The following is a 21,181-nucleotide window of genomic DNA, read 5'->3' as shown; positions in this document are numbered from 1 at the left end:
TTTCGCTTGATTGACTTGCCTGTTACCGAGTCAAAGGTCTCAAAAACCAACCTGTTGACCCAATGCCAGTCAGTCAGGCGCGGAACCTGTGGGATCGCTGAGTACATGAGCATGGCCGATGGTCGACACATGAACTTCGCTGCCAGCGGGTGGCGCGTGCATGCCGGAGCTGCGCACCAGCAATGAACGCCCCGGACGTGTATCAGCGGCCAACGCCTGCAATTCCACGGTCAAGGTGCAGGTATTACCACCGAAATCGCATTCGGTGACCACGCCGCGACAGCCGTCCGATTGCGCCAGGCCGTGGGGCGCGCTGATCAACTGAAGTTGCTCGGGGCGCAGCATGATTTGCGCTGATTTGTTATTTCTGTGGTTATTGACCGGAATGCGACCCAAATCACAATGGGCCCAGCCCGCTTCGATTGTGGCGGGCATGACCACGGCATCCCCGAGAAACAGGGCGGTTTGTTCATCAACGGGATAGCGGTAAAGGTCCAGCGGATGTCCGGATTGCACTAACCGGCCCTGACGCATCACCGCCAACTGATCGGCGAACGACAACGCTTCACTTTGATCGTGTGTTACCAGAATAGTCGTGACACCGGCGTCAGCCAGAAGCCGTGCGACCAATTTACGCATGGCGGCGCGCAAACCGGTATCGAGCGCCGAGAAAGGCTCGTCCAGCAACATCAACCGTGGTTGTTGCGCCAGGGCCCGGGCCAGCGCGACACGCTGTTGCTGGCCGCCGGAGAGTTCGTGCGGCCAACGATTGGCCATGCTCGAATCCAGCGCCACACTGTCCATCAGCTCAGCGATACGTTCCTGTTTGGCAACGCCCTTGGCTGCGAGCCCGAAACCGATGTTGGCGGCTACGGTCATGTGCGGGAACAGTGCGCCATCCTGCGGAACATAGCCGATCAACCGTTGATGCGCGGGGACCTCATGGGTGCCGTCGACCAGCGTCTGACCATTGAGCGAAAGGCTGCCCGAATCCGGGAATTCGAAACCGGCTATCATTCGCAGCAAGGTGGTCTTGCCCGAACCGGAGGGGCCGACGATCACCGTACGGCTTCCTGTCGGCACCGACAGGCTGATGTTCTCCAGGGCTCGGTGAGAGCCGTAGGACTTGCAGATCGAGTGGAGTTCAAGAGCGTTCATCGGCCAGCCGTGCGTTTGGATTGGTGATAAAGAAGTCCGGTTAACGGAAGCGACAGCAGAATCATGAGCAAGGCATAGGGCGCAGCGGCGGCATAGTCGATTTCACTGGTCATTGCCCAGAAACCGGTGGCCAGGGTGCGCGTGCCGTTGGGGGCGAGTAACAAAGTAGCGGTCAACTCATTGCTGACCGCCAGAAACACCAGCGCAGCGCCCGCGGCAGCACCGGGTGCGGCCAGACGCAGGGTGATCAGCCACAACGCCCGACCGGGCGAACGGCCGAGACTGCGGGCCATGTTCTCAAGTTCCACCGGCGCCTGGGCGATGCCCGCGCGCAAACTCACCAGGGCGCGGGGTAAAAACATCAGTAAATACGCCAGCAGCACCGTGATGGTGGTTTGGTAAATCGGCCGGGCAAAATGAATCGTCAGGGTCACCAATGCCAGCGCAACGACGATCCCCGGCAGTGCGCTGGTAATGTAGTTGCAGCTTTCCAGCACACGCTGCAACGGGCCCGGCGAGCGAATCGACAGCCAGGCAATCGGAATGGCCGCGCAGGTGGTAATGAGCGCGCCGGCGGCCCCGAGCATCAGGGTTTGTTCCAGCGCCGGCAGCAGTTCGCTCAGCTGCCAGACTTGCGCGCCGCCGGCGATCAGCCACTTTCCAAGGGTGATCAACGGTACACCGAGTGCCAGGGCACAGGTGATGCCTTGCAGCATGAGCGCAAGCAGGGTAGTGCGCAAATTCAAGCGCACGATTCTTTGTTCACGCGCGCTTCCCGACCCGACCCGGGCGTAACGCGCCGAGCCACGGGCAGCCGACTCGGCCGTCAGCATGGCCAGGCAACAGAGCGCGAGGACGCCGGCCAGCATATTGGCGGCGGGCCCGTTGAAGGTGGACTTGAACTGATCGAAGATGGCCGTGGTGAAGGTGTCGAAGCGAATCATCGCGTACAGACCGTACTCGGCCAACAGGTGCAGCCCCACCAGCAAGGCACCGCCGCAGATGGCCAGACGCAACTGCGGCAGCACCACGCGAAAGAATACCGCCCAGGGCTTGAGCCCCAACGACTCGGAGACATCTTCGATGGCTGGATCGAGCCGGCGCAAAGTCGCTGCTATCGGCAAGTAAAGAAACGGGAAATAGGCGATGACCGACACCAGAACGCCGGCAAACAGCCCATGAATCGGTGGCACCAGACTGACCCAGGCATAGCTGTGCACGAATGCCGGCACCGCCAGCGGCGCCGTCGCCAACAGCGACCACCAGCGCCGCCCCGGCAAGTTGGTGCGTTCCGTCAACCAGGCCAGGGCCAGCCCCAGTGCGATGCACAAGGGAATGGTGAGCAATACCAGCAACACGGTGTTGATCAGCAACTCGCCGACGCGTGGGCGCCATACCAGCGTCACAAGCGTCGCCCAGCCTGTCTGCACCGACACGCCGATGACGAAAGCAATCGGCAGTAACGCCAGCAACGATACCAGCACCGACAGACCAATCACCCATGCGCCGCCACGGCCCACGAACACTCCGCGAGAGCGTACGCGCAAGTGTGCAGAGGACGCCGCAGCGACCTCTACCGGTAGAGTTTCAGGAAGCAATTAGAGCAACCCGGCCTGGGTCATCAGCTCTACAGCCTTTTTGCTGTCGAGCTTCGAGACATCGACAGCCGGGGCGTCGAGTTGCTGCAGCGGTACCAGTTTCGGGTTGGACTCTGCGTTCTTGCCCACGGCGTATTCAAACGAATTGCCGGTCTTGAGGATCGCCTGACCGTCTTTGCCGGTAATCCATTTCAGGAATGCCTGGGCCTGTTCCTTGTGTTGACTGGAAGCCAGAACGCCGCCACCGGACAGGCTGACAAAGGCACCTGGATCCTTGTGTTTGAAGTAGTACAGTGAGGTGTTCTTGCTGTTCTCGCCGGTCTTGGACTGATCGACGAAGCTGTAATAGTGATAGATCACGCCGCTGTCGATCTGACCGGCATTGACTGCCTTGAGCACGGCGCTGTTGCCCCGGTAGGCGGTAAAGTTGGTTTTCATGGCTTTCAGCCAGTCAAGAGTGGCGGCTTCACCCTTGAGTTCCAGTACGGCAGCAACGATGGCCTGGAAGTCGGCACCGGCCGGCGAAGCGGCCCAGCGACCTTTCCAGTTCGGTGCGGCGAGGTCCATCAGCGATTTTGGCAAATCTGCTTCGGCCAGCTTGCTCGGGTTGTAGACGAACACCGTGGAGCGTGCGGCAATCCCGACCCATTTGCCATGCGCCGGACGATAGGCCGCGCCCACTTGTTCCAGCGTGCTTGGCGCAACCGGTGCAAACAGCCCCGCGTTGTCGACCAGCACCATGGCCGGGGAGTTTTCGGTCAGGAACACGTCGGCCGGGGAGGCTGCACCTTCTTGCACAAGCTGATTGCCCATCTCGGTATCGTCGCCATTGCGCACGGTCACTTTGATACCGGTTTCCTTGGTGAAGCCTTCGACCCAGGATTTGGTCAGGCTTTCGTGTTGAGCGTTGTAGACCACGATACCGTCAGCCTGCTCAGCGGCATACACGTGACCGGCACTGAGGAAAGCAGTGGTCAGCAATGCTTTTTTAAGGAACGAGGGGATGCGGGAAATCATTCTGTCGACGGCTCCTGTTTTTTTAGTCAACACGCGCGGATTCACTCAGCGGAACAATGCGAATCATTTGCATGTTTAAGTCGCCGCGAATGTAGAGAGCCAAATGAGAAAAAAACGTCAAAAAAACCGTTAATAGTTGTCATTTTGCTGTCGACGGAAAACCGAGTCGACGCCATGGCGGACAAAAGCATGCACTGACGCTTATTCACCCCCGGGGAATAAACGCCACGCTCTGGTCTTCACGGGCGTGGAATATCCGTTCGCCGTTGGTGGGCGTAGTGGTGATGACCTGATGGTCGGCACTCAGGTAGTCCAGCGGTAACGCATCACCGTTGCGGTACTGGGTGATAACGATGGTGTGCTGTGGGTCCCAGTGCTGGCCGCTGGTGTTGTCCAGCCAGGTCATCAGCGCAGCGGTATCGCCGGTGCGAGGAAAGTCCTGGGTTTGCTGCACGTAATAGAAGGGCGCGCCCCCGGTTTGCAGGTACATCGGTACTTTGTTGTCCACTTCGATCATCACCATGCGCCATGTATTCAGAGGGGCGCGCTTGCTGGCCTCCAGCCTGACCGTCTCACCGAACTGAACCACGCCGCCACCACCGTTGGTCCAGGGATAGAAGACCCCAAGCACCCCCATCAGCAGCACAGCAGACAGGCCGAAACCGATTTGCAACCGGCGACCGCCGAACCTGCCTGTGGCGTGGCGTTCGGCTATTCGCCGGGTGATCCACCAGGCGCCCAGCAACTGAGCGAAGGGCACCAGGGGCAACACGTAGTAACTGCGTCGACTGCCACTGGCCGTGAAAAACAACATCAACAAACCCAACCCCCAAACCAGCCAGCGAGTATGGGGTTCGATGCCGCGCCAGTGGCGCAGCGCATACCACAACGCCAGCAGCCAACAAGGTGCCCACGGCAGGGTGTAGACAGGGAGGTAAAGCAGATAGGTGTAAATCGGCCCGATGTTGTCGAAGGGCTGGAAAAACCGCACGACGTTTTCCCGTAATACCAGGCCCAGGCCGCTTTCGCCGTAAGTCGGTGCGCCGTAGAGATGCGACAACATGAACGGTGTCATGTAAAACGCCCCGGCGATTAACAGAGCCACACACAGCCGCAGATTAAGGTGCTGTTTCCAGCGACCGTCCCGCACCACATGCGGTATCAGCAGCAAGCCCGGCAGAATGAACCCGATCAGGCCTTTGAACAATGAGGTCAGGGACAACAGCAGGAAGAACACCAGGTAACGGCTGAAACGCATGTCCTGGGGACCGCGCCAATACCACCATACCGCCGCCAGCACACCGCAGACGGTGAGGATGTCGGCGGTCGCGACCCGTGCCCAGAAGACGAAATAGAAGGTGGTTGCCAGCATCCAGCCGGCAATCAACCCCGTGCCTTTGTGCCAGAGCTGCTCGCCGATCAGGTACACCAGCCAGATGCTCAACCAGGCAGCAATCACCGATGACATGCGTAATGACCAGTGCCCCAGGCCGCCGGTCAGCCACGCCGTGGCGGTGATCAGCCAGTAGGAGGGCAGCGGCTTGTCGTAATACGGCCCCCCCTTGAGGTAAGGATCGAAATAGTCACCGCTCTGCAGCATTTGCAATGCGATGTTGGCCCAGCGGGTTTCCGGCCCCCATAACTCCCGCGAACCCAGTCCCAACAATAAAATCAGCGCAGACACACCCAGCAGGAGCACTAATGCGCCCCTTTCACTTGCCCAAAACTTCATAGCGGTTTCCTGTAGGAAGAGCAGCGTCAGGGTTTGCTCTGTGGGAAAACCAGAATCTCCAGGTTACCGCGCTGGTAACGCTTGCCATCGACAGGCAACATCTCGACTTCCTGCATTTCCGCGACACTGTTAACCCGCATCACCACTCCGACCGCGCCTTTTTTGCGGGCTTCGGTCATCCACTGTCCAATATTGCCCAGAGTGACTTTACGTGAGGCCATGGCGGGGTCGTCGAGGCCATATTTAAGCTCGCCGATCGTGTTGAAAAGATCAACCCTCGGCCGCTTCAGGCGCCAGGACAAGGCTGACGCCGCGCCAAGATCGTTACTGAGCAGCGATGTCGTCTGACTCAAGGCATCCACATGCTCGGCGATAAACTGATCGGGCATTTTGCTGTCGACGATCTGTGACGGCATTGCCGCCGGCAACAACGCCACCAGCAGCCAGATGCCGAGTGCGGGCATAGCCCAGAACACCACCGGACGCAGCACCTGCAAGGCATTGGCAATGATCCAGCCGAGCAACACGATGAACACCAGAGACAGGGCGAACATCTCGGTATTTTCGTAGACCTCTTTGGTGGCTTGCAGATAAAGCAGGGCGATCAGGGCGCAGCTGGCCATAACGACATTGAGCACGCCGTTGATGCGAATGACTCGGCCTCGTCCTTGATTCAACAGCTCCACCACTGCGTGCCCCATCAGCAATGCCAAAGGCAACAGGCAAGGCATGATGTAGGTCGGCAGTTTGCCGCTACTGAGGCTGAAGAACGCCAGCGGCAACAGCATCCAGAGCAACAGAAAACCGATCACGGGCTGGCGCTTTTGCTGCCAGGCCTGGAGGAGTGTCGTTGGCAACAAGGCAGCCCACGGCAGGCTCGACGCGACCAGCAGCGGCAAATAGAACCACCACGGGCGCGCGTGTTGCGCATCTTCGCCAGCGAAACGGCGGATGTGTTCGTGCCAGAAGAAAAACCGCCAGAAGTCCGGTTCCTGATGATGAATGGCAAGCACCCATGGCAGGCAGACCACCGTCGCCACGACCACCGCCAGCGGCCCGTAGCGCAACAGTTCTCCCAGGCGTCGCTGCCAGATCATGTAGGGCAGGGCGATCAACACCGGTAACAACCAGGCGAGAAACCCCTTGGTCATGAAACCCATGCCGCAGGCAACGCCCAGCAGCGCCCAGGCACCGAGTTTACCGCGAGGGGAATGACTATCGATGGCAAACCACAATGCGACCAGGCTCAAGTTCACCCAGAGCGTGAATTGCGGATCGAGGTTGGCGTATCCAGCCTGCCCGGCGATCAGGCCGAAGCTCATGTAGAGCAAAGCGCAGGCGGCGCTTTTTCGCGGGTCGCCCCAGAGGCGTCGGGCAATCAGGTAGGTCAGCCAGATGCTCAGCCCGGTGCTCAGTGCCGAAGCGATACGCACACCGAACAGGTTGTCGCCGAATACCGCCTGACCGATGGCGATCATCCAGTAACCGGCGATGGGTTTTTCGAAGTAGCGAATGCCCATGAAATGCGGCGAGATCCAGTTGCCGCTCAGCAACATTTCCTGGCTGATCTGGCCGTAGCGGGTTTCGTCGGGAATCCACAGTCCATGGCTCATCAGCGGCAGCAGGTAGAACACCACGAACGCCAACAGCAAGCCGGGCACGATCCAGCGATCGGTCATGGGTAACGCACCGGTAGTGCTATGGGATAAAGAACGGGCAGGGTGGGACAGCAGATTATTGGGCGTCATGACTCGACCTTGGCGCAAAAGGATGTTGCTCCGCTCGGTGCTCTCGCGTGCCTGCGAAACTTCTTACATAACGGAAGCGATTTGAACTACAGAAATAGACATCAGCTACTTACTGGGTATGGAAAAGTTATAGTCGGCCCATGTAAAAGTGCGCTCTCGATATGTAAATTTAGCAATGGCTATTGTTTCAAGGTTTTACCTTGCAACAGAGACTGCCAGTCAGTGGCATTCACAACTCCGAGTACCTGAAGTTGCCCGTCGGCGGCAATGTGCACGAACAAAGAACTGCCATATTTACTGGTTTTTGCGTGTTCAAAACCGGCCTGGGCTTCGAAATCGCTGATGCAACCACTGTGCGTGACCAACACCAGATTTCGACGGGTTTGCTTGTGCGCCACCACATCGTTACGCAGGGTTTTGCCGCAGCTGACCAGCCATTCCTGGGTAACGGCATCTTTGCCGAACATGTAGTGCGAGGTTTGCGCCGTGCGGGTGGCGGGGCTGCTCAACACATCGGTCTGCGCCATGCCCAGATGCATAAAGCCTTGGCCCACGGCTGTTGCGGCGTCGCTGCCGACTCGAGTAATGCCGTCGGCGGGGCCTAGGCACGGATTGCTGGACTGGTCGCAGCGTTCCGTATGGCGAACCAGTACCGCCACTTCGCCGGCTTGCCAGCGATCGACCAGGCTGCTGGTCACTTCGGAGCCGGCCGTCGCCAGATTGATCGGAGATCTGGGCCACAAGACAAACCCCATCACCAGCACAGCGATAACCAGAGTTGTCGTTGCCGTTACCAGTTTGATGAGCCGCGATGTAAGTGCAGTTGGCAGTTTGCGCGATAATTGATCAAGCACTTTTTTACCCATCAGTACGCCATAGAGAACAACTTTCAAATACGGCCTCGCATGACAACGCAAAATGGCCATGGCGAGACCCTAGATCAAGCCAGGTGTCGGCGTAGTGAAAGGAATGTGAAAAATTTGCGTAAAGATATTTCAGCGTTCATTAAGTGAGTTGAGGTGCATTTATTGAGCCGCTGGGCAGGCTTTCGACGTGTCGGCGGTGGTCTGGCTGATGGCGGCGGCTAACCGTTTCACATTGTTTTGATGGGCCACTACCAGCTCATCGATGCTCGCGCCGGAAGGGGTCTGAAACGTGCTGCGACAGGTGACGAGTTCGGCATCGCCGTTACCGAGATTGCGCAGCCGCCATTTAACGTCGATCAGCGCGTATTGACCGGGTATCGAGTCGAAGCGTTGCACAACCAGACGCAACGACACTTTGCGCCGTGGGTTACGGTTGACCAGCTGATCGATCAGAGCACTGCGCAATTCATCTGACAGGCTCGCCCCCCACCATTGTGTTTCGAGGATGGCCAGGCCGGCGTTGCCCTGACGAATGACGATCTGCGGGCGGTCGACCTGGGGCGGCACGGTTATGCTTTCGATCTGAATGTCGGAACCACCGCCCCCGCCCGGTTGAGCCGGAGTCAGGGTATGGAATTGAATCGGGTCGCTACGGCAAGCGGTGAGAAGCAGCAACGCGGCGACCAGCGTGATCTTCAGCGACGAAACCATGGGTGTTGCTCCTGTGGTCAGTTGCGCGGTGGCCCTTGCAGATCCATCGGCGCGGCATTGTCGGGGCGGCCGCGAATCAGCGATTCCGGATGCCGCCCCATGTAGTCCGAGAGTTCACGCAACGAGCGCGACATGCGTCCGAGCTCGTCCAGGGTCTGGCTCAATTGCTCCCTCTGCGGTGAATCGTCGGCGAGGGTCGAGCTGGCCGACTGCAAGGTCTTGCTGACGTCCGCCAAGGTGGTTTGCACGCCGGGCAGGGTCTTGGCGTTGAATTGTGCTAAGCCTTTGCGCAGTTCGACGAGGTTGCTGTCGAGGTTGCCGGCTATGCGTTCGATGGGCAGCTGGTTGATCTTGTTGACCATGCTCTCGAGTTTTTCCTGCAACTGCTCAAGGCTGCCGGGAATGGTGGGAATAGAGATGGGGCGGGCCGACGGATCGAACGCGACTTTCTCCGCCTTGGGATAGAAGTCGAGCGAAATGTAAAGCTGACCGGTCAACAGATTGCCGCTACGGGCCTGAGCTCGCAGGCCGTTTTCGATGAAGGAGCCTAGCAGGCGCACGGTTGCAGATTCGTCATTGGGGTCATGCTTCAAGGCCTCGAGCATTTTGATGTGAGCCTTACCGAGGCGTTGCGGGTAGATCACGATGCCGACATTGACCGGAAAGCTGCGTTTTTTCGCGTCGAAATCCAGATTGACCGCCACCACCCGGCCGATCTCCACACCAAGAAACTCCACCGGTGCATCAACCTTGAGCCCGCGCAACGCCTGATCGAAACGCAAGCTCAGGAACTGCGCCTTGCCGTTGGGCGGGGCGAGGGCGGTGTGCTCATCCTCGAACAGGTCGAAGGCTTTATCCTCGATGGCCACTTCATCGTTAGGACTGTATTCCGGCGCGCGAAAGGCGACGCCGCCCACCAACAAGGCTGACAGGGATTCGGTCTTCACCGAAAAACCGTTGGCGCCGACATTTACATCAATACCGCTGGCGTTCCAGAACCGGGTGTTCTCGGTGACGAAGGCGTCATTGGGTGCATGCACGAAGATCTCGATGTTCACCCCTTTGCCGTCGGCATCCAGTGCATACGCCACCACTTGCCCGACGGGGATCTTGCGGTAATAGACGGGGGAGCCGATGTCCAGCGAGCCGAGGTCCTGGGTGTGCAGCATGAAGCGTTTACCCGGCTCGCCATAGGTAATGGGCGGCGGGTTTTCCAGCCCGGTGAAGTGTTTGGAGCGGGCATCGGCCTGGCCGATGTCGGCACCAATGTAGTCGCCCGACAGCAAGGTATCGATGCCCGAAACGCCACCGGCACCGATGCGCGGCCGCACAACCCAGAATTGCGAGTCTGCGCGAGTAAAGCTTTCAGCCTGTTTGTCGAGCTGGATCGTGGCGTCGACGCGTTTCTGGTCGCCGCTCAGTTTCACCTCCGAGACACGGCCGATAACCACGTTGCGGTATTTGACCTCGGTCTTGTTGGCTACCAGGCCGCTACCGGTCTTGAACGTGACGGTAATGGTCGGGCCTTCCTGCAGCCAGCTGTGCACCACCAGGGAAATCCCCACCAGCACCGCAACGATCGGCACTATCCACACCAGAGAAACGCTGAAGCGACGGGTCTTGATCGCGGCCTGGCCAGGGGCTTGCGGACCGTCAGTGGCTTGGGACTTCATCCATGGGCTCCTCATCTTGTGGGTTTTGCAGCGCTTTATCCCGCTCGTTATCCCAGATCAGCCGCGGGTCGAAACTCATCGCCGACAACATGGTGAACACCACCACCAGACCAAAGAACAGAATGCCCGGGCGCGGTTCGATATCGCCCAAAGCCTGGAATTTCACCAATGCGGCCACCAGCGCAACGACAATGACGTCGAGCATCGACCAGTAGCCGATCAGCTCGACGAAACGGTAAAGCCTCGAGCGTTCCTTGCGCGCCCAGAAGCTGCCGCGTTGCACTGTGATCAGCAGCAGGGAGAGAGCAACGAACTTGATGCCCGGCACCGCGATGCTGGCAATGAAAATGATCAGCGCAATGTCCCACGCACCGTGTGCCCAGAACTCCAACACCCCGCTCATGATGGTGCTGTCGGAGCCGTTGCCGAACAGACTGGTGTTCATTACCGGCAGCAGATTGGCCGGGATATAAAACACCAGTGAGGCCAGCAGATAGGCCCATGTCCGGGTCAGTGAATCAGGTTTGCGGGCATGCAACGGCGCACAGCAGCGTTCGCATTCGTGAGGTTGCTCAGTCATGTCGCAGGCCATGCCACAACTGTGGCACAGGCACAGGTTGAGTTCGCTGGCGAGCGGCGGCCTGTTCACAGGGTGTCCCACAAATCACGCACATCGCGCCCGGCGATGCGGATCAGCAACAGGCTGAGGACGGCCAGGGCAAACATGCCGATACCCGGCAGCACATCCAGCAACCCGGCGAGCTTGAACACCGCGACCATGGCCCCCAGCAAGCAGACTTCCAGCATGCTCCAGGGCCTGAGGGTTTCCAGCCAGCGCATGCATAGCTTGAAGCCTGGGGAACGTTGGGAGGCGAGGGCGAAACTCAATACCCAGATCAGCAGGAGCAACTGGAACATCGGCGCAATGATGATGGAAATCGCCGCCACCAGCGCAATGAAAGTGATTGGCCCCTGGCTCAACGCCACCACCGAATCCCACAGCGTCGCGCTGTTCTTCATGCCCTTGAGGCTGATGCTCATGACCGGATAGAAATTGGCGAAAGTCCACAGCACTGCCGCCGTGAAACTCAGCGCCAGGCGTTGTTGCACCGACAAACCGTTGTAACGCGCAAGCACGCCGCCGCAACGGACGCACAGGGCCTTTTGATGTTTGGCGAGCGTGACTTTTTCATACACGCAGTCGCAGTGCTCGCAGATGATCAATGGGGCAGTCGTCGCCATGGGCAGCACTCGCCGGGAGGCAGAAAAGTCAGAGCACTCCCTCAATATAGAAGTGACTTGCGATTGAGCAAATCTAAAGGCTACTCCAGGGATAACCCGAATGCGGCACTAGAGGGCATTTGTAGCAGCTGGCGAAGCCGGCGTTCGGCTGCGAAGCAGCGTGAATCCGGCTAACGCGGTCTGCCTGATACACCGCAGTTTCCGATTTTACGACTGCTTCGCAGCCGAACGCAGGCTTCGCCAGCTGCTACGGACTGCACTTCGGCTTCAGGGTATGTGCAAAGCCATTACCACGAATCTCAGCCAAGCAATTCGCGCAACCGGTACCAGAACATGCCGAGGGCCAGCAGCGGTGAGCGCAGGGCTCGTCCGCCGGGAAAGGTCATGTGCGGCACGGCGCTGAACACGTCCAACCCCTGGCTGTGGCCGGCATGAATCGCTTCGGCCAGCAGCCGGGCGCACCAGTGGGTCACGTTCAGGCCATGACCGGAATAACCCTGGGCGTAGAACACGTTCGGGTACTGGCGCAAGCGTCCGGCCTGGGGGAAACGGTTGGCGGTGATGCCGATCTTGCCGCCCCATTGATAATCGATGCGCACATCCGCCAATTGCGGGAAGACCTTGAGCATTTTCGGCCGCATATAGGCGCCGATGTCCACGGGGTCGCGCCCGGAATAATGGCAGGCGCCGCCAAACAGCAAGCGTCGATCCGCCGAGAGCCGGTAGTAATCGAGGCCGACTTTCTGGTCGCACAGCGCCAGGTTCTGCGGGATCAGTTGAGCGGCCACTTCGGGTGCCAACGGTTCGGTGGCGATGATGTAACTGCCCGCCGGTAGCACCTTACCGCTCAGGCGCGGTTCGAGTTCTTCCAGATGTGCGTTGCACGCCAGCACCAGGCTACCGGCACGCACTGTACCGCCGGCGCAGCGAACCTGCACGGAGCTGCCGTGGACCAACTCCTGCACCGGGCTTTGCTCGAAAATCCGTACCCCGAGGGATTGCGCCAGTTGCGCTTCGCCGAGCACCAGATTCAGCGGATGCAAGTGCCCCGAACCCATGTCGATCAGGCCGCCGGCATAAAGGTCCGAGCCCACCACTTGCTGGCGGATCTGCTCGGGGCCGACGAGTCGGGTTTCATGGGCGTACTCCAACTCGGCGAGGCTTTGCAGCTCAGCCTTGAACGCAGCGAACTGCGCCGGGGTATTGGCCAGCTCACAGAAGCCCCAGCGCAGGTCGCAATCGATGCCATGTTCACGGATGCGATTGCCCACCAGCTCCACGGACTCGATGCCCGCGCGCTCCAGATAACGCACGCCTTCCTCGCCGACATAACGGACGAACCCGCTGACGTCATGGCCGATGCCACGGATCAACTGCCCGCCATTACGACCGCTGGCACCCCAGCCGATCCGCCGGCCCTCCAGCAGAATCACCGAGAGCCCGCGCTGCGCCAGTTCGATCGCGGTGTTGACCCCGGTGAACCCACCGCCAATCACGCACACATCGGCCTCAAGATCCGAGTCCAGCGTGGGGTAGGGCGCCATGCCATTGGCCGACGCGGCGTAATAGGAGCGGGCGTGTTGGTTGTCGTACGGATTCATTGATTGGACTTCACTTTGCTCCAGGAACGGGTCATCAGCCGCATGATCGCCTGGGGCGGGGTGGTCGAAATGTAGAGCTTGTCGAGAACGTCCTGGGGTGGGTACACCTCTGGATTATTGACCAGTTCAGCATCCATGTAGGGCTTGGCCGCCGGGTTCGGGTTGGCATAACCCACCGAGGCGCTGACCTTGGCGATCACTTGCGGGTCCAGCAGGTTATTGATGAAAGCGTGGGCCTGTTTCGGGTTGCTGGCGTCGGCAGGAATCGCCAGCAAGTCGAACCACAGGTTGCTGCCTTCCTTGGGGATCGAGTAGGCGATGTTCACACCGTTCTTCGCTTCCTTGGCCCGGTTCGCCGCCTGGAACACATCACCCGAGTAACCGAAGGCAACGCAGATATCACCATTGGCCAGGTCCGAGACGTATTTGGAGGAGTGGAAATAGGTGATGTAAGGCCGGATGGTCAAGAGTTTGGCTTCGGCTTTTTTGTAGTCCTCGGGATTTTCACTGCGTGGGTCCATGCCCATGTAGTTGAGGACTGCCGGGAAGACTTCATCGGCCGAGTCCATCATCGACACGCCGCACTGGCTGAGTTTTTTCAGGTTCTCGGGTTCGAACAGCACGGCCCAGGAATCGATGTGATCGATGCCCAGCACTTGTTTGACTTTGTCGACGTTGTAGCCGATGCCGTTGGTGCCCCACAGGTACGGCACTGAATGCGCGTTCTGCGGATCGTTTTTCTCCAGCAGCGTCAGCAATTTCGGGTCGAGGTTTTTGAAGTTGGGCAGCTGCGAGCGATCCAGTTTGAGGAACGCGCCAGCCTTTACCTGGCGCGCCAGAAAGTGGTTGGACGGCACCACCACGTCATACCCGGTGCGGCCGGCAAGCAGTTTGCCCTCCAGGGTTTCGTTGGAATCGAATACGTCGTAGATCACTTTGATCCCGGTTTTCGCCTGAAAGTCGGCGAGGGTGGTCTCGCCGATGTAATCGGTCCAGTTGTAGACGCTGACGCTCGGCTGCGCCTGCGCCCCGGCGCTGAACAATACCGCCAGCGCGACCGGAACCACGGATTTCAATAGACGCATATCGACACCTCTTTGAATTATTCGGTTATTCAGGTGGTGTTCTCTCTGTGGGAGCGGGCTTGCTCGCGAAGGGGGCTGTCAGTCAACGATGATGTTGAATGTACTGGCCTCTTCGCGAGCAAGCCCGCTCCCACACAGGAACGATCATTAGGGGGGTTAGACGCTGAGCAATAAGAATTCCCGCTCCCAGGAGCTGATCACGCGCTTGAAGTTCTCGTGTTCGGCGCGTTTGACCGCGACATACCCCCGGACGAATTTGCTCCCCAGATAACGCTTGATGGTTTCGCATTCCTCCATGCGCGTGAGGGCGTCTTCGATGGTGATCGGCAGACGCAGGTTGCGTCGCTCGTAGGCACGGCCCTGTACCGCGGCGCTCGGTTCGATCTGTTCGACCATGCCCAGGTAGCCGCACAGCAGGCTCGCGGCAATCGCCAGATAGGGGTTGGCGTCGGCGCCCGGCAAACGGTTTTCCACGCGCATGGCGTCGGGGCTCGAGGTCGGCACGCGCAGGCCGACGGTGCGGTTTTCTTCGCCCCATTCGACGTTGACCGGTGCCGAGGTGTCGGGCAGGAAGCGGCGGAACGAATTGACGTTGGGCGCGAACATCGGCAGCACTTTGGGGATGTACTTTTGCAGGCCGCCGATGTGGTGCCGGAACAGCGCGCTCATCTGCCCGTCGGCATCGGCGAAGATCGGCTGGCCAGTGGCGATGTCGACCACGCTTTGATGGAGATGCATGGCGCTGCCGGGCTCGTCACCGATGGGTTTGGCCATGAAGGTCGCGGTGACGTTGTGCTTGAGTGCCGCCTCGCGCAGGGTGCGTTTGAACACGGTGATCTGGTCTGCCAGGTGCAGCGCATCGCCATGACGGAAGTTGATTTCCATCTGTGCCGGGCCGTCTTCGTGGATCAGCGTGTCGAGGTCCAGGCCCTGCAGTTCGCACCAGTCGTAGACGTCTTCAAACAGTGGATCGAACTCGTTGGCGGCGTCGATGGAAAACGACTGACGACCGCTTTCCGCGCGGCCTGAACGCCCCAATGGTGCCTTGAGCGGCAAGTCCGGGTCTTCGCAGCGCTGGGTCAGGTAGAACTCCATCTCCGGCGCGACAATCGGCTGCCAGCCTTTGTCGGTGTAGAGCTGCAGCACTTTCTTCAGCACGTTGCGCGGCGACAGTTCGATGGGGTTGCCGAACTTGTCGAAGGTGTCGTGGATCACGATGGCGGTGGGTTCGATGGCCCATGGCACCACGTAAACCGCGTCGGCGACGGGCTTGCAGACCATGTCGATGTCGGCCGGGTCGAGCAGGTCGTAATAGATGTCGTCGTCGACAAAGTCCCCGGTTACCGTTTGCAACAGCACACTTTCCGGCAGGCGCATGCCTCGCTCATGCAGGAACTTGTTGGTGGGTGCAATCTTGCCGCGAGCAATGCCGGTCAAGTCGCTGACCACACACTCGACCTCGGTAATCTTGTGATCTTTCAGCCACGTGAACAGCTGATCGAAAGGGACATTCATAAAGACCTCATTGTGGGTTTGATTAACGCCGGGGAGGGCGGTCTCATCCACCAGACACTTCCCCTGTGGCGCGTTGACGACTATCTTGGGTGAGCCTCGCCATTCCATCTATCCACTTTCAGCAGCACCAAAACGCACCAAACGAGTGCGTAAGGTCATCCCATGACAGCGTGCAATCCGTTACAGGTTCAAGCGTTCAATACCGCCGACGTGGCCGAGCAGATCCGCGCCACACCGGGTTGGGTGCAGCACTATCAGCAGATGTCGCCGGGGCATTTCGCCGGGCGGGTGCGCTATCTGGACTTGCAAGGCGTGGAGATTTACGAAGAACAGATGAACACTCGGGTCGAGCAGAATTTCAGCGCTCCCGAAGGCTCGCTGGCGTTCTGTTTCGATCGCAGCGATAACTCGCTGTACGTGCTGAACGGCGAAAGCCGCAACATCTGGATCACCCCGGAGAACTACCAGGAAATCGCCGTGGTGTTCGGGCCGCAATTCGTTCATCAGCATGGCCTGGACGTGGCACGGCTCGAAGGCTTGTTCATGTCGCCGCTCAATTGCGGGCAGAACGCGCTGTTCAGCCGCTGGTTGAGCGGCACCTTGACGCGACTGGAGCAGACGCTGGATCCGCCGAGCAAAGAGGCGTTGACCCAGCAATTGCTGGAGGACTGTTTGTACATCCTCGATAACGCCTGTGTGTGCCTGGATCGCGCAGGCTTGCAGCGCCGGGCCGAAGAGCGAACGGTGATGAAACGCGTTGCCGAATGGGCCGCCGATACCCCGGAAGACACCCTCAACTTGCTGGAACTGTCCCGGGTGGCCGGGGTGTCGTTGCGTCAGTTGCAGCATGCATTCAAGGCGTATACCGGGATGACACCCACGCATTGGTTGCGCTTGCGTCGGCTCAACAGCGCCCGCCGTGAATTGCTCAGCCGAACTGACAAGGAAACGACGGTCGCGCAAGTGGCGATGCACTGGTCGTTCTGGCATTTGGGGCGGTTTTCCAGCAGTTATCGAGCGTTGTTCCAGGAGCTTCCCAGCCAGACGCTCGCCCGCAAACACAGTGGACCTGGTCGGAGATCATCATGAGTCGGTTATCGTCTTTTAGTCTGTGTGTCGTAGTGTCGATGGCCTGTACGCAGGTCCAGGCCGAAACGGTTGTGCCGTTGAAAGGGCAGAGTTCGCAACAAACCCAGCTGGACATCAACGATTGCCGCAACGTCGCGGCGAGTCAGAGTTCCTCAACCCCACCACCCTCGGGCGGGCGACTGCGCGGTGCTGCGGTGGGTGCCGCTGCCGGGGCGGTGGGCGCTGAGGTGCGGGGGCGTCAGCATGACGAGTTTTACGAGGGGGTCGATGACGATGTGAAACAGGAATATCGCCAGAACCGGGCCGGGCAAACCGCAACGGCGGGCGCAGTGGTTGGTGGCGCGCGCCAGCGTCAGGAGCGTCGGGCGCAGCAACAGACCAACGCGTCGACCAGTTCAACCGCCTATACCAGCTGCCTGCAAGGGCGGGGTTATCAGGTAACGCCCTGAGCCCCTGGCGTTCTCTGCCGCTGTTCGATCAGGTGAACCATCAGGTCGGCATAAAGCGTGAGGGCGATAAACAGTCCCATGCGCACGGCGAAGGCGGTATAGACGTCTTTGCCGGCAAGACTGTCCTGAACCGATTGGCCAAGCAGAATGATCAGCGTGACCAGGGTGTTGAGCCAGAACCCCGGGGTTTGTCGAGTCGGACTCAGGGCATAGAGCTTGCGCGCCAACAGCAAGCCGAACAGCAGCATCCACAGAAAGAACATCCACAAGTGCACGAACAGGCTGAGCGCGCACCAGAACACAATGGCCAACAGCCCGCCCATCAAGGTCGAGCCGAGCAGTTCGCGACTGGCATTGCGCGTCGTTACCGTTGAACTCTGCTGGCCCAGACTGACCGCTTTCAAAATGATCGGCAGATAACTGGCCGGGTCGATCAGCGCCAACAAGAACGCCGGTATGACGATCAGGGTGGCACGCAGCGCAATCCTCGCCACTTCCTGCGCCGGCAGAGTGCTGGCGGCGGGTGGGGAGGGCGCATTGGCCGGGTCGGGAAACAGCCAGTGACTGATCGCGACGACGATGACGGCGAGGAGCAAGGCCTTGACCAGGGCACCGATGACCATCATCGCCAGATCGAACTCGGCAACGCCGGCCGAGGAAATCATGGTCAGGCCGATGATCAGAAAGGTCACGATCAAGGCGTTGCCGCCACGTAGCCCGAAACCGAAGGCCAGAAACAGGCTGACACCGATCAGCAACACACCGCTAAGGGGGTAGTAACGCAAGACCGGGATCAGCAACAGGCCGATGCCGGTGGTCAGCATCGCAACCACTGCCAGCATCACGCCGGCCTTGAATGGCAGGGGTTTGTTAAGCGTGGCCAACAGCAACACGCAAAGCACCGGCGCAATAAACGGAATCGGCAGTGCCAGGCCGAAGCTGATGGCCAGGCACAACGCCGTGCCAATGGCCAGACGCGGCGCCCGTTGAAATCCGGGCGGACGATCAGTAGGCATAAGACAGCCAGCTCATCAGCCACACAAACAAGCGCCCCAAAGGATTCAGCAGATTGTTCTGCGCAGGGAAGGCCATGACTTCGGCCTGGCCCCCGGCACGAATGGCGCGATTGTCACGTAGCGCCTGCATCGCCTCGTCAGAAAACTCGATTACCACCGGGAAGCGTTGGGCCGGACGCAACCAGTCGCGACTGTTTTGCACACTGGGCAAGGTGCCCGGCGCCGGCGTCTGCCCCACGCTGACGCCGTAGCCGACGCTGCGCACCCGCCCCTCGAAGACCTCGCCCGGCAGCGCGTCCAGCACGATCGCCACCGGAGTTCCAGGCTTGACCCGCCCCAGGTTGTTCTCGGTCATGTCCGCACTGATCCACACATCGTGGATGGCAATCAAGGTCATGACCGGCGTGCCGACCGCGGCGAATTGCCCGACGTCGGTGCGCAGGTCAGTAATCAAACCCGCCGAGCGAGCGCGGACTTGGGTGTTGGCCATGTCGAGTTCGGCTTTTGACAACGCCGTGGCAGCGCTGCGCAAAAGTGCGTTGTCTTCCTCACTGCCGCCTTCCTGTTCCCGTGCGCGCTGGACTTCGGCACGGGCCGCGGCGACCTGGCTGACAGCCTGTTCACGGCTGGCCCGCGACGCTTCAAGCAGGCGCACGGAAATGGTGCCGGGGTCTTGGCGGTACAAACTTTCAAGGCGTTGGTTATCTTGCCGAGCTTTGAGTTCATTGGCCTGGGCCGCCCGCAACGAGGCTTGCGCGGAGGCAATGCCGGCGGTGCTGGCACCGATCTGGCGGCGAGTAGACTCAAGGTCAGCGCGTGCGCGGTCGGCGGCTATTTGATAGGGCTGCTGATCGACCTCGAACAGCACATCGCCGGCCTTGACGTCCTGGTTGTTGCGCACGTTCACGCGGATCACGCGGCCCGCCACTTCGGCCGCCACCGGAATCACAAAGGCACCGACCCTGGCCTGTTGCGTATACGGCGTGAAACGGTCAGCCGACAAGTACCAGGCCAGGCTCAGGACGATCAGCAGCATCACCCATTTGATGCCCTTCTTTGCGGGATCGGCAGCCGGTTCGGGCGCCTTGGAAGAGGGCGCTTCAGTGGCGGGCGGTGAGGGTTCACTCATCGGCTTTGACCTTGTCTGACGTGGAAGAGGGGGCTCGCGAAGGAGCCGGTTCTTTCAGGAGGTTGTCCCAGTCGGTTCGGTGTTCCATTTGTCGGCGTGTGTCTGGGTCGACGGTTGGCTGGGCGCTGTACCAGCCACCACCAAGGGCTTTGTACAGGGCGATCAGGTTACTGACGGCATTGCTGCGACTGATCAGGTAATTGTCCTGTTGTTCGAGCAATGCACGTTGGGCATCCAACACACGCTGGAAGTCCGAGTAGCCTTCGCGGTATTGGGTGTTGGCCAGGCTCAGTGAACGCTTGGCGGCGGTCTGCGCTTCACGCAGGATGCGCTCGCGCTCCAGTGATTTGCTCAGGCCGCTGGCGGCATCATCGGCCTCGCGCGCGGCCTGGCGGACTTTTTCGCGATAAACCTCGATCAGCTGCTGCAACCGCGCATCCTGTACCCGCACGTTGTTGCTGATCTGGCCGTGATCAAACAGGTTCCAGCGCAAACTGGGGCCACCGATCAGGTCCAGGCTGTTGGAGGTGCCCTTCAGCGTGTCGGTCGACCAGACGATGCTGCCGAGCAAGGTCAGCGATGGATAGAAGTCGGTTTCTGCCACGCCGATCAGTGCCGACTGGGCAGCGACGTTGAGTTCGGCGGCGCGTACGTCGGGTCGACGCAACAGCAGGCTGGCGGGTACGTCTTGCAGTACGGCCCGGTCGACCAGCGGAATCAGTCCCTGGTTTTCGAGCAATTGGGGCAGGGTGTTGGGCGGTTGTCCGATCAGCACGGCCAATGCGTTGCGGGTACGCAGTACTTGCCCCTCAAGCTCGGGAATGCTGCTCAAGGTGCCGAGGTACTGGGTCTTGGCTTGTTGCAAGTCGAGCTCGGCGCTCTGGCCGCTGTTGAACAGTTTCTCGGTGATCTCGAAGTTGCGCTTTTGCTGTTCGGCGTTTTCTCGGGCGACACGTAATCGCGCTTCGGTGGTGCGCAATGAGAAGTAAGTGTCGGCCACTTGAGCACGCAGCAGTACCAGTACGTCTTCATAATTGGCTTGAGCCGCAAAGTAACTGGCATCGGACGACTCGATAGCGCGACTGAAACGCCCCCAGAAATCCAGTTCCCAGCCGACATCAAAGCCCACGCTGTGTTGCCAGAAGTGGCTGTCTTGCGGGTTGCTGCCGCCGGATTGCCGGCGGTTGAAGTACAGGCTCTCGGCACTGGCCTGTTGCAGTTGCGGATAGCGTCCGCTTTGGGCTATCCCCAACCGGGCACGGGCTTCCATGACGCGAAGGCCGGCAACTTTCAGGTTGGAATTGTGCGCATCCGCTTCGGCGATCAGCCCGTCGAGGACCGGGTCGGCGAACACTTGCCACCACTGGCGCACATCGGGATAGGCGCGTCTTTGGCTGGCCTGTTCAAGCGCAGGGCTGCTCCAGAGTTTTGTCCAGGCCTCGCCTGGGGCCTGGAAATCCGGTCCCAGACGCACGCAGCCGCCAATAGCGAGGGCAACCAGTAGAAGCAGCGGACCCGGGCGCGTCAGCATCGCAGCACTGTAAGTTGGTCA

Annotated in this window: 18 protein-coding genes; 2 read left to right on the top strand and 16 right to left on the bottom strand. The window is 59.9% G+C overall.

The features are described from left to right. Positions 1-69 precede the first annotated feature (69 nt). The 13 genes from PSH64_RS14010 to PSH64_RS13950 all read right to left on the bottom strand — a co-directional run bounded on the left by PSH64_RS14010 (position 70) and on the right by PSH64_RS13950 (position 15,946). The gene (locus tag PSH64_RS14010; RefSeq protein ID WP_105346170.1) at positions 70-1,158 is read right to left on the bottom strand and encodes an ABC transporter ATP-binding protein; all 1,089 of its coding nucleotides are present in this window, start codon (positions 1,156-1,158) and stop codon (positions 70-72) included. Further along, complete coding sequence (locus PSH64_RS14005; RefSeq protein WP_305481154.1) at positions 1,155-2,705, bottom strand: iron ABC transporter permease; 1,551 nt, start codon at positions 2,703-2,705, stop codon at positions 1,155-1,157. Before PSH64_RS14005 ends, PSH64_RS14010 begins: the two co-directional genes overlap by 4 nt. Positions 2,706-2,756: 51 nt before the next feature. After that, the gene (locus PSH64_RS14000) at positions 2,757-3,773 is read right to left on the bottom strand and encodes an iron ABC transporter substrate-binding protein (protein WP_305481018.1); all 1,017 of its coding nucleotides are present in this window, start codon (positions 3,771-3,773) and stop codon (positions 2,757-2,759) included. Positions 3,774-3,978: 205 nt separating this feature from the next. Continuing rightward, positions 3,979-5,505, bottom strand: a complete 1,527-nt coding sequence (locus PSH64_RS13995) for a glycosyltransferase family 39 protein (protein ID WP_305481017.1) — start codon at positions 5,503-5,505, stop codon at positions 3,979-3,981. A gap of 26 nt (positions 5,506-5,531) precedes the next feature. After that, positions 5,532-7,253 (bottom strand): lipid IV(A) 4-amino-4-deoxy-L-arabinosyltransferase, encoded by a 1,722-nt coding sequence (arnT, locus tag PSH64_RS13990; protein WP_305481016.1) that lies wholly within the window; start codon positions 7,251-7,253, stop codon positions 5,532-5,534. A gap of 179 nt (positions 7,254-7,432) precedes the next feature. After that, entirely contained in the window at positions 7,433-8,107 is a 675-nt protein-coding gene (locus PSH64_RS13985) for a histidine phosphatase family protein (RefSeq protein ID WP_305481153.1), read from the bottom strand. Positions 8,108-8,278: 171 nt separating this feature from the next. Next, positions 8,279-8,830, bottom strand: coding sequence for a membrane integrity-associated transporter subunit PqiC (locus tag PSH64_RS13980; protein ID WP_305481015.1), 552 nt, complete (start codon positions 8,828-8,830; stop codon positions 8,279-8,281). A 17-nt stretch (positions 8,831-8,847) separates the two neighbouring features. After that, positions 8,848-10,503 carry an intermembrane transport protein PqiB gene (locus PSH64_RS13975; protein WP_305481014.1) on the bottom strand — a complete coding sequence of 552 codons (1,656 nt, stop codon included), beginning with the start codon at positions 10,501-10,503 and terminating at the stop codon, positions 8,848-8,850. Beyond that, entirely contained in the window at positions 10,484-11,152 is a 669-nt protein-coding gene (locus tag PSH64_RS13970; protein ID WP_305481013.1) for a paraquat-inducible protein A, read from the bottom strand. The genes PSH64_RS13975 and PSH64_RS13970 overlap by 20 nt, the downstream gene beginning before the upstream one ends. Further along, on the bottom strand, positions 11,149-11,745 hold the full coding sequence (locus tag PSH64_RS13965; RefSeq protein ID WP_105346188.1) for a paraquat-inducible protein A: 597 nt from the start codon (positions 11,743-11,745) through the stop codon (positions 11,149-11,151). The genes PSH64_RS13970 and PSH64_RS13965 overlap by 4 nt, the downstream gene beginning before the upstream one ends. Positions 11,746-12,044: 299 nt before the next feature. After that, positions 12,045-13,346, bottom strand: coding sequence for an FAD-binding oxidoreductase (locus PSH64_RS13960; protein ID WP_305481012.1), 1,302 nt, complete (start codon positions 13,344-13,346; stop codon positions 12,045-12,047). Then, positions 13,343-14,431 carry a polyamine ABC transporter substrate-binding protein gene (locus tag PSH64_RS13955; protein WP_305481011.1) on the bottom strand — a complete coding sequence of 363 codons (1,089 nt, stop codon included), beginning with the start codon at positions 14,429-14,431 and terminating at the stop codon, positions 13,343-13,345. Before PSH64_RS13955 ends, PSH64_RS13960 begins: the two co-directional genes overlap by 4 nt. A gap of 156 nt (positions 14,432-14,587) precedes the next feature. Further along, entirely contained in the window at positions 14,588-15,946 is a 1,359-nt protein-coding gene (locus PSH64_RS13950; protein ID WP_305481010.1) for a glutamine synthetase family protein, read from the bottom strand. A 162-nt stretch (positions 15,947-16,108) separates the two neighbouring features. Between PSH64_RS13950 and PSH64_RS13945 the strand changes: the two genes are divergently transcribed. Both PSH64_RS13945 and PSH64_RS13940 read left to right on the top strand, forming a co-directional pair. Beyond that, positions 16,109-17,035, top strand: coding sequence for a helix-turn-helix domain-containing protein (locus PSH64_RS13945; protein WP_105346198.1), 927 nt, complete (start codon positions 16,109-16,111; stop codon positions 17,033-17,035). After that, positions 17,032-17,484: a YMGG-like glycine zipper-containing protein gene (locus tag PSH64_RS13940; RefSeq protein WP_305481009.1), complete on the top strand. Its 453-nt coding sequence runs from the start codon at positions 17,032-17,034 to the stop codon at positions 17,482-17,484. Before PSH64_RS13945 ends, PSH64_RS13940 begins: the two co-directional genes overlap by 4 nt. On the opposite strand, the gene PSH64_RS13935 is transcribed toward PSH64_RS13940, so the two are convergent. From PSH64_RS13935 to PSH64_RS13925, 3 genes are read right to left on the bottom strand one after another with little or no spacing between them, the layout of a single operon-like run. Next, entirely contained in the window at positions 17,469-18,500 is a 1,032-nt protein-coding gene (locus PSH64_RS13935; protein ID WP_305481008.1) for a DUF2955 domain-containing protein, read from the bottom strand. The genes PSH64_RS13940 and PSH64_RS13935 overlap by 16 nt on opposite strands. Beyond that, positions 18,490-19,629 carry an HlyD family secretion protein gene (locus tag PSH64_RS13930; protein WP_305481007.1) on the bottom strand — a complete coding sequence of 380 codons (1,140 nt, stop codon included), beginning with the start codon at positions 19,627-19,629 and terminating at the stop codon, positions 18,490-18,492. Before PSH64_RS13930 ends, PSH64_RS13935 begins: the two co-directional genes overlap by 11 nt. Further along, entirely contained in the window at positions 19,622-21,160 is a 1,539-nt protein-coding gene (locus PSH64_RS13925; protein ID WP_305481006.1) for an efflux transporter outer membrane subunit, read from the bottom strand. Before PSH64_RS13925 ends, PSH64_RS13930 begins: the two co-directional genes overlap by 8 nt. Between the last annotated feature and the right edge of the window lie 21 nt (positions 21,161-21,181).

The sequence above is a fragment of the Pseudomonas sp. FP1742 genome, from assembly GCF_030687145.1.
In the GTDB taxonomy this organism is placed as follows: Bacteria; Pseudomonadota; Gammaproteobacteria; order Pseudomonadales; family Pseudomonadaceae; genus Aquipseudomonas; species Aquipseudomonas frederiksbergensis_D.
This window is presented reverse-complemented; position numbering and strand designations above follow the sequence as displayed.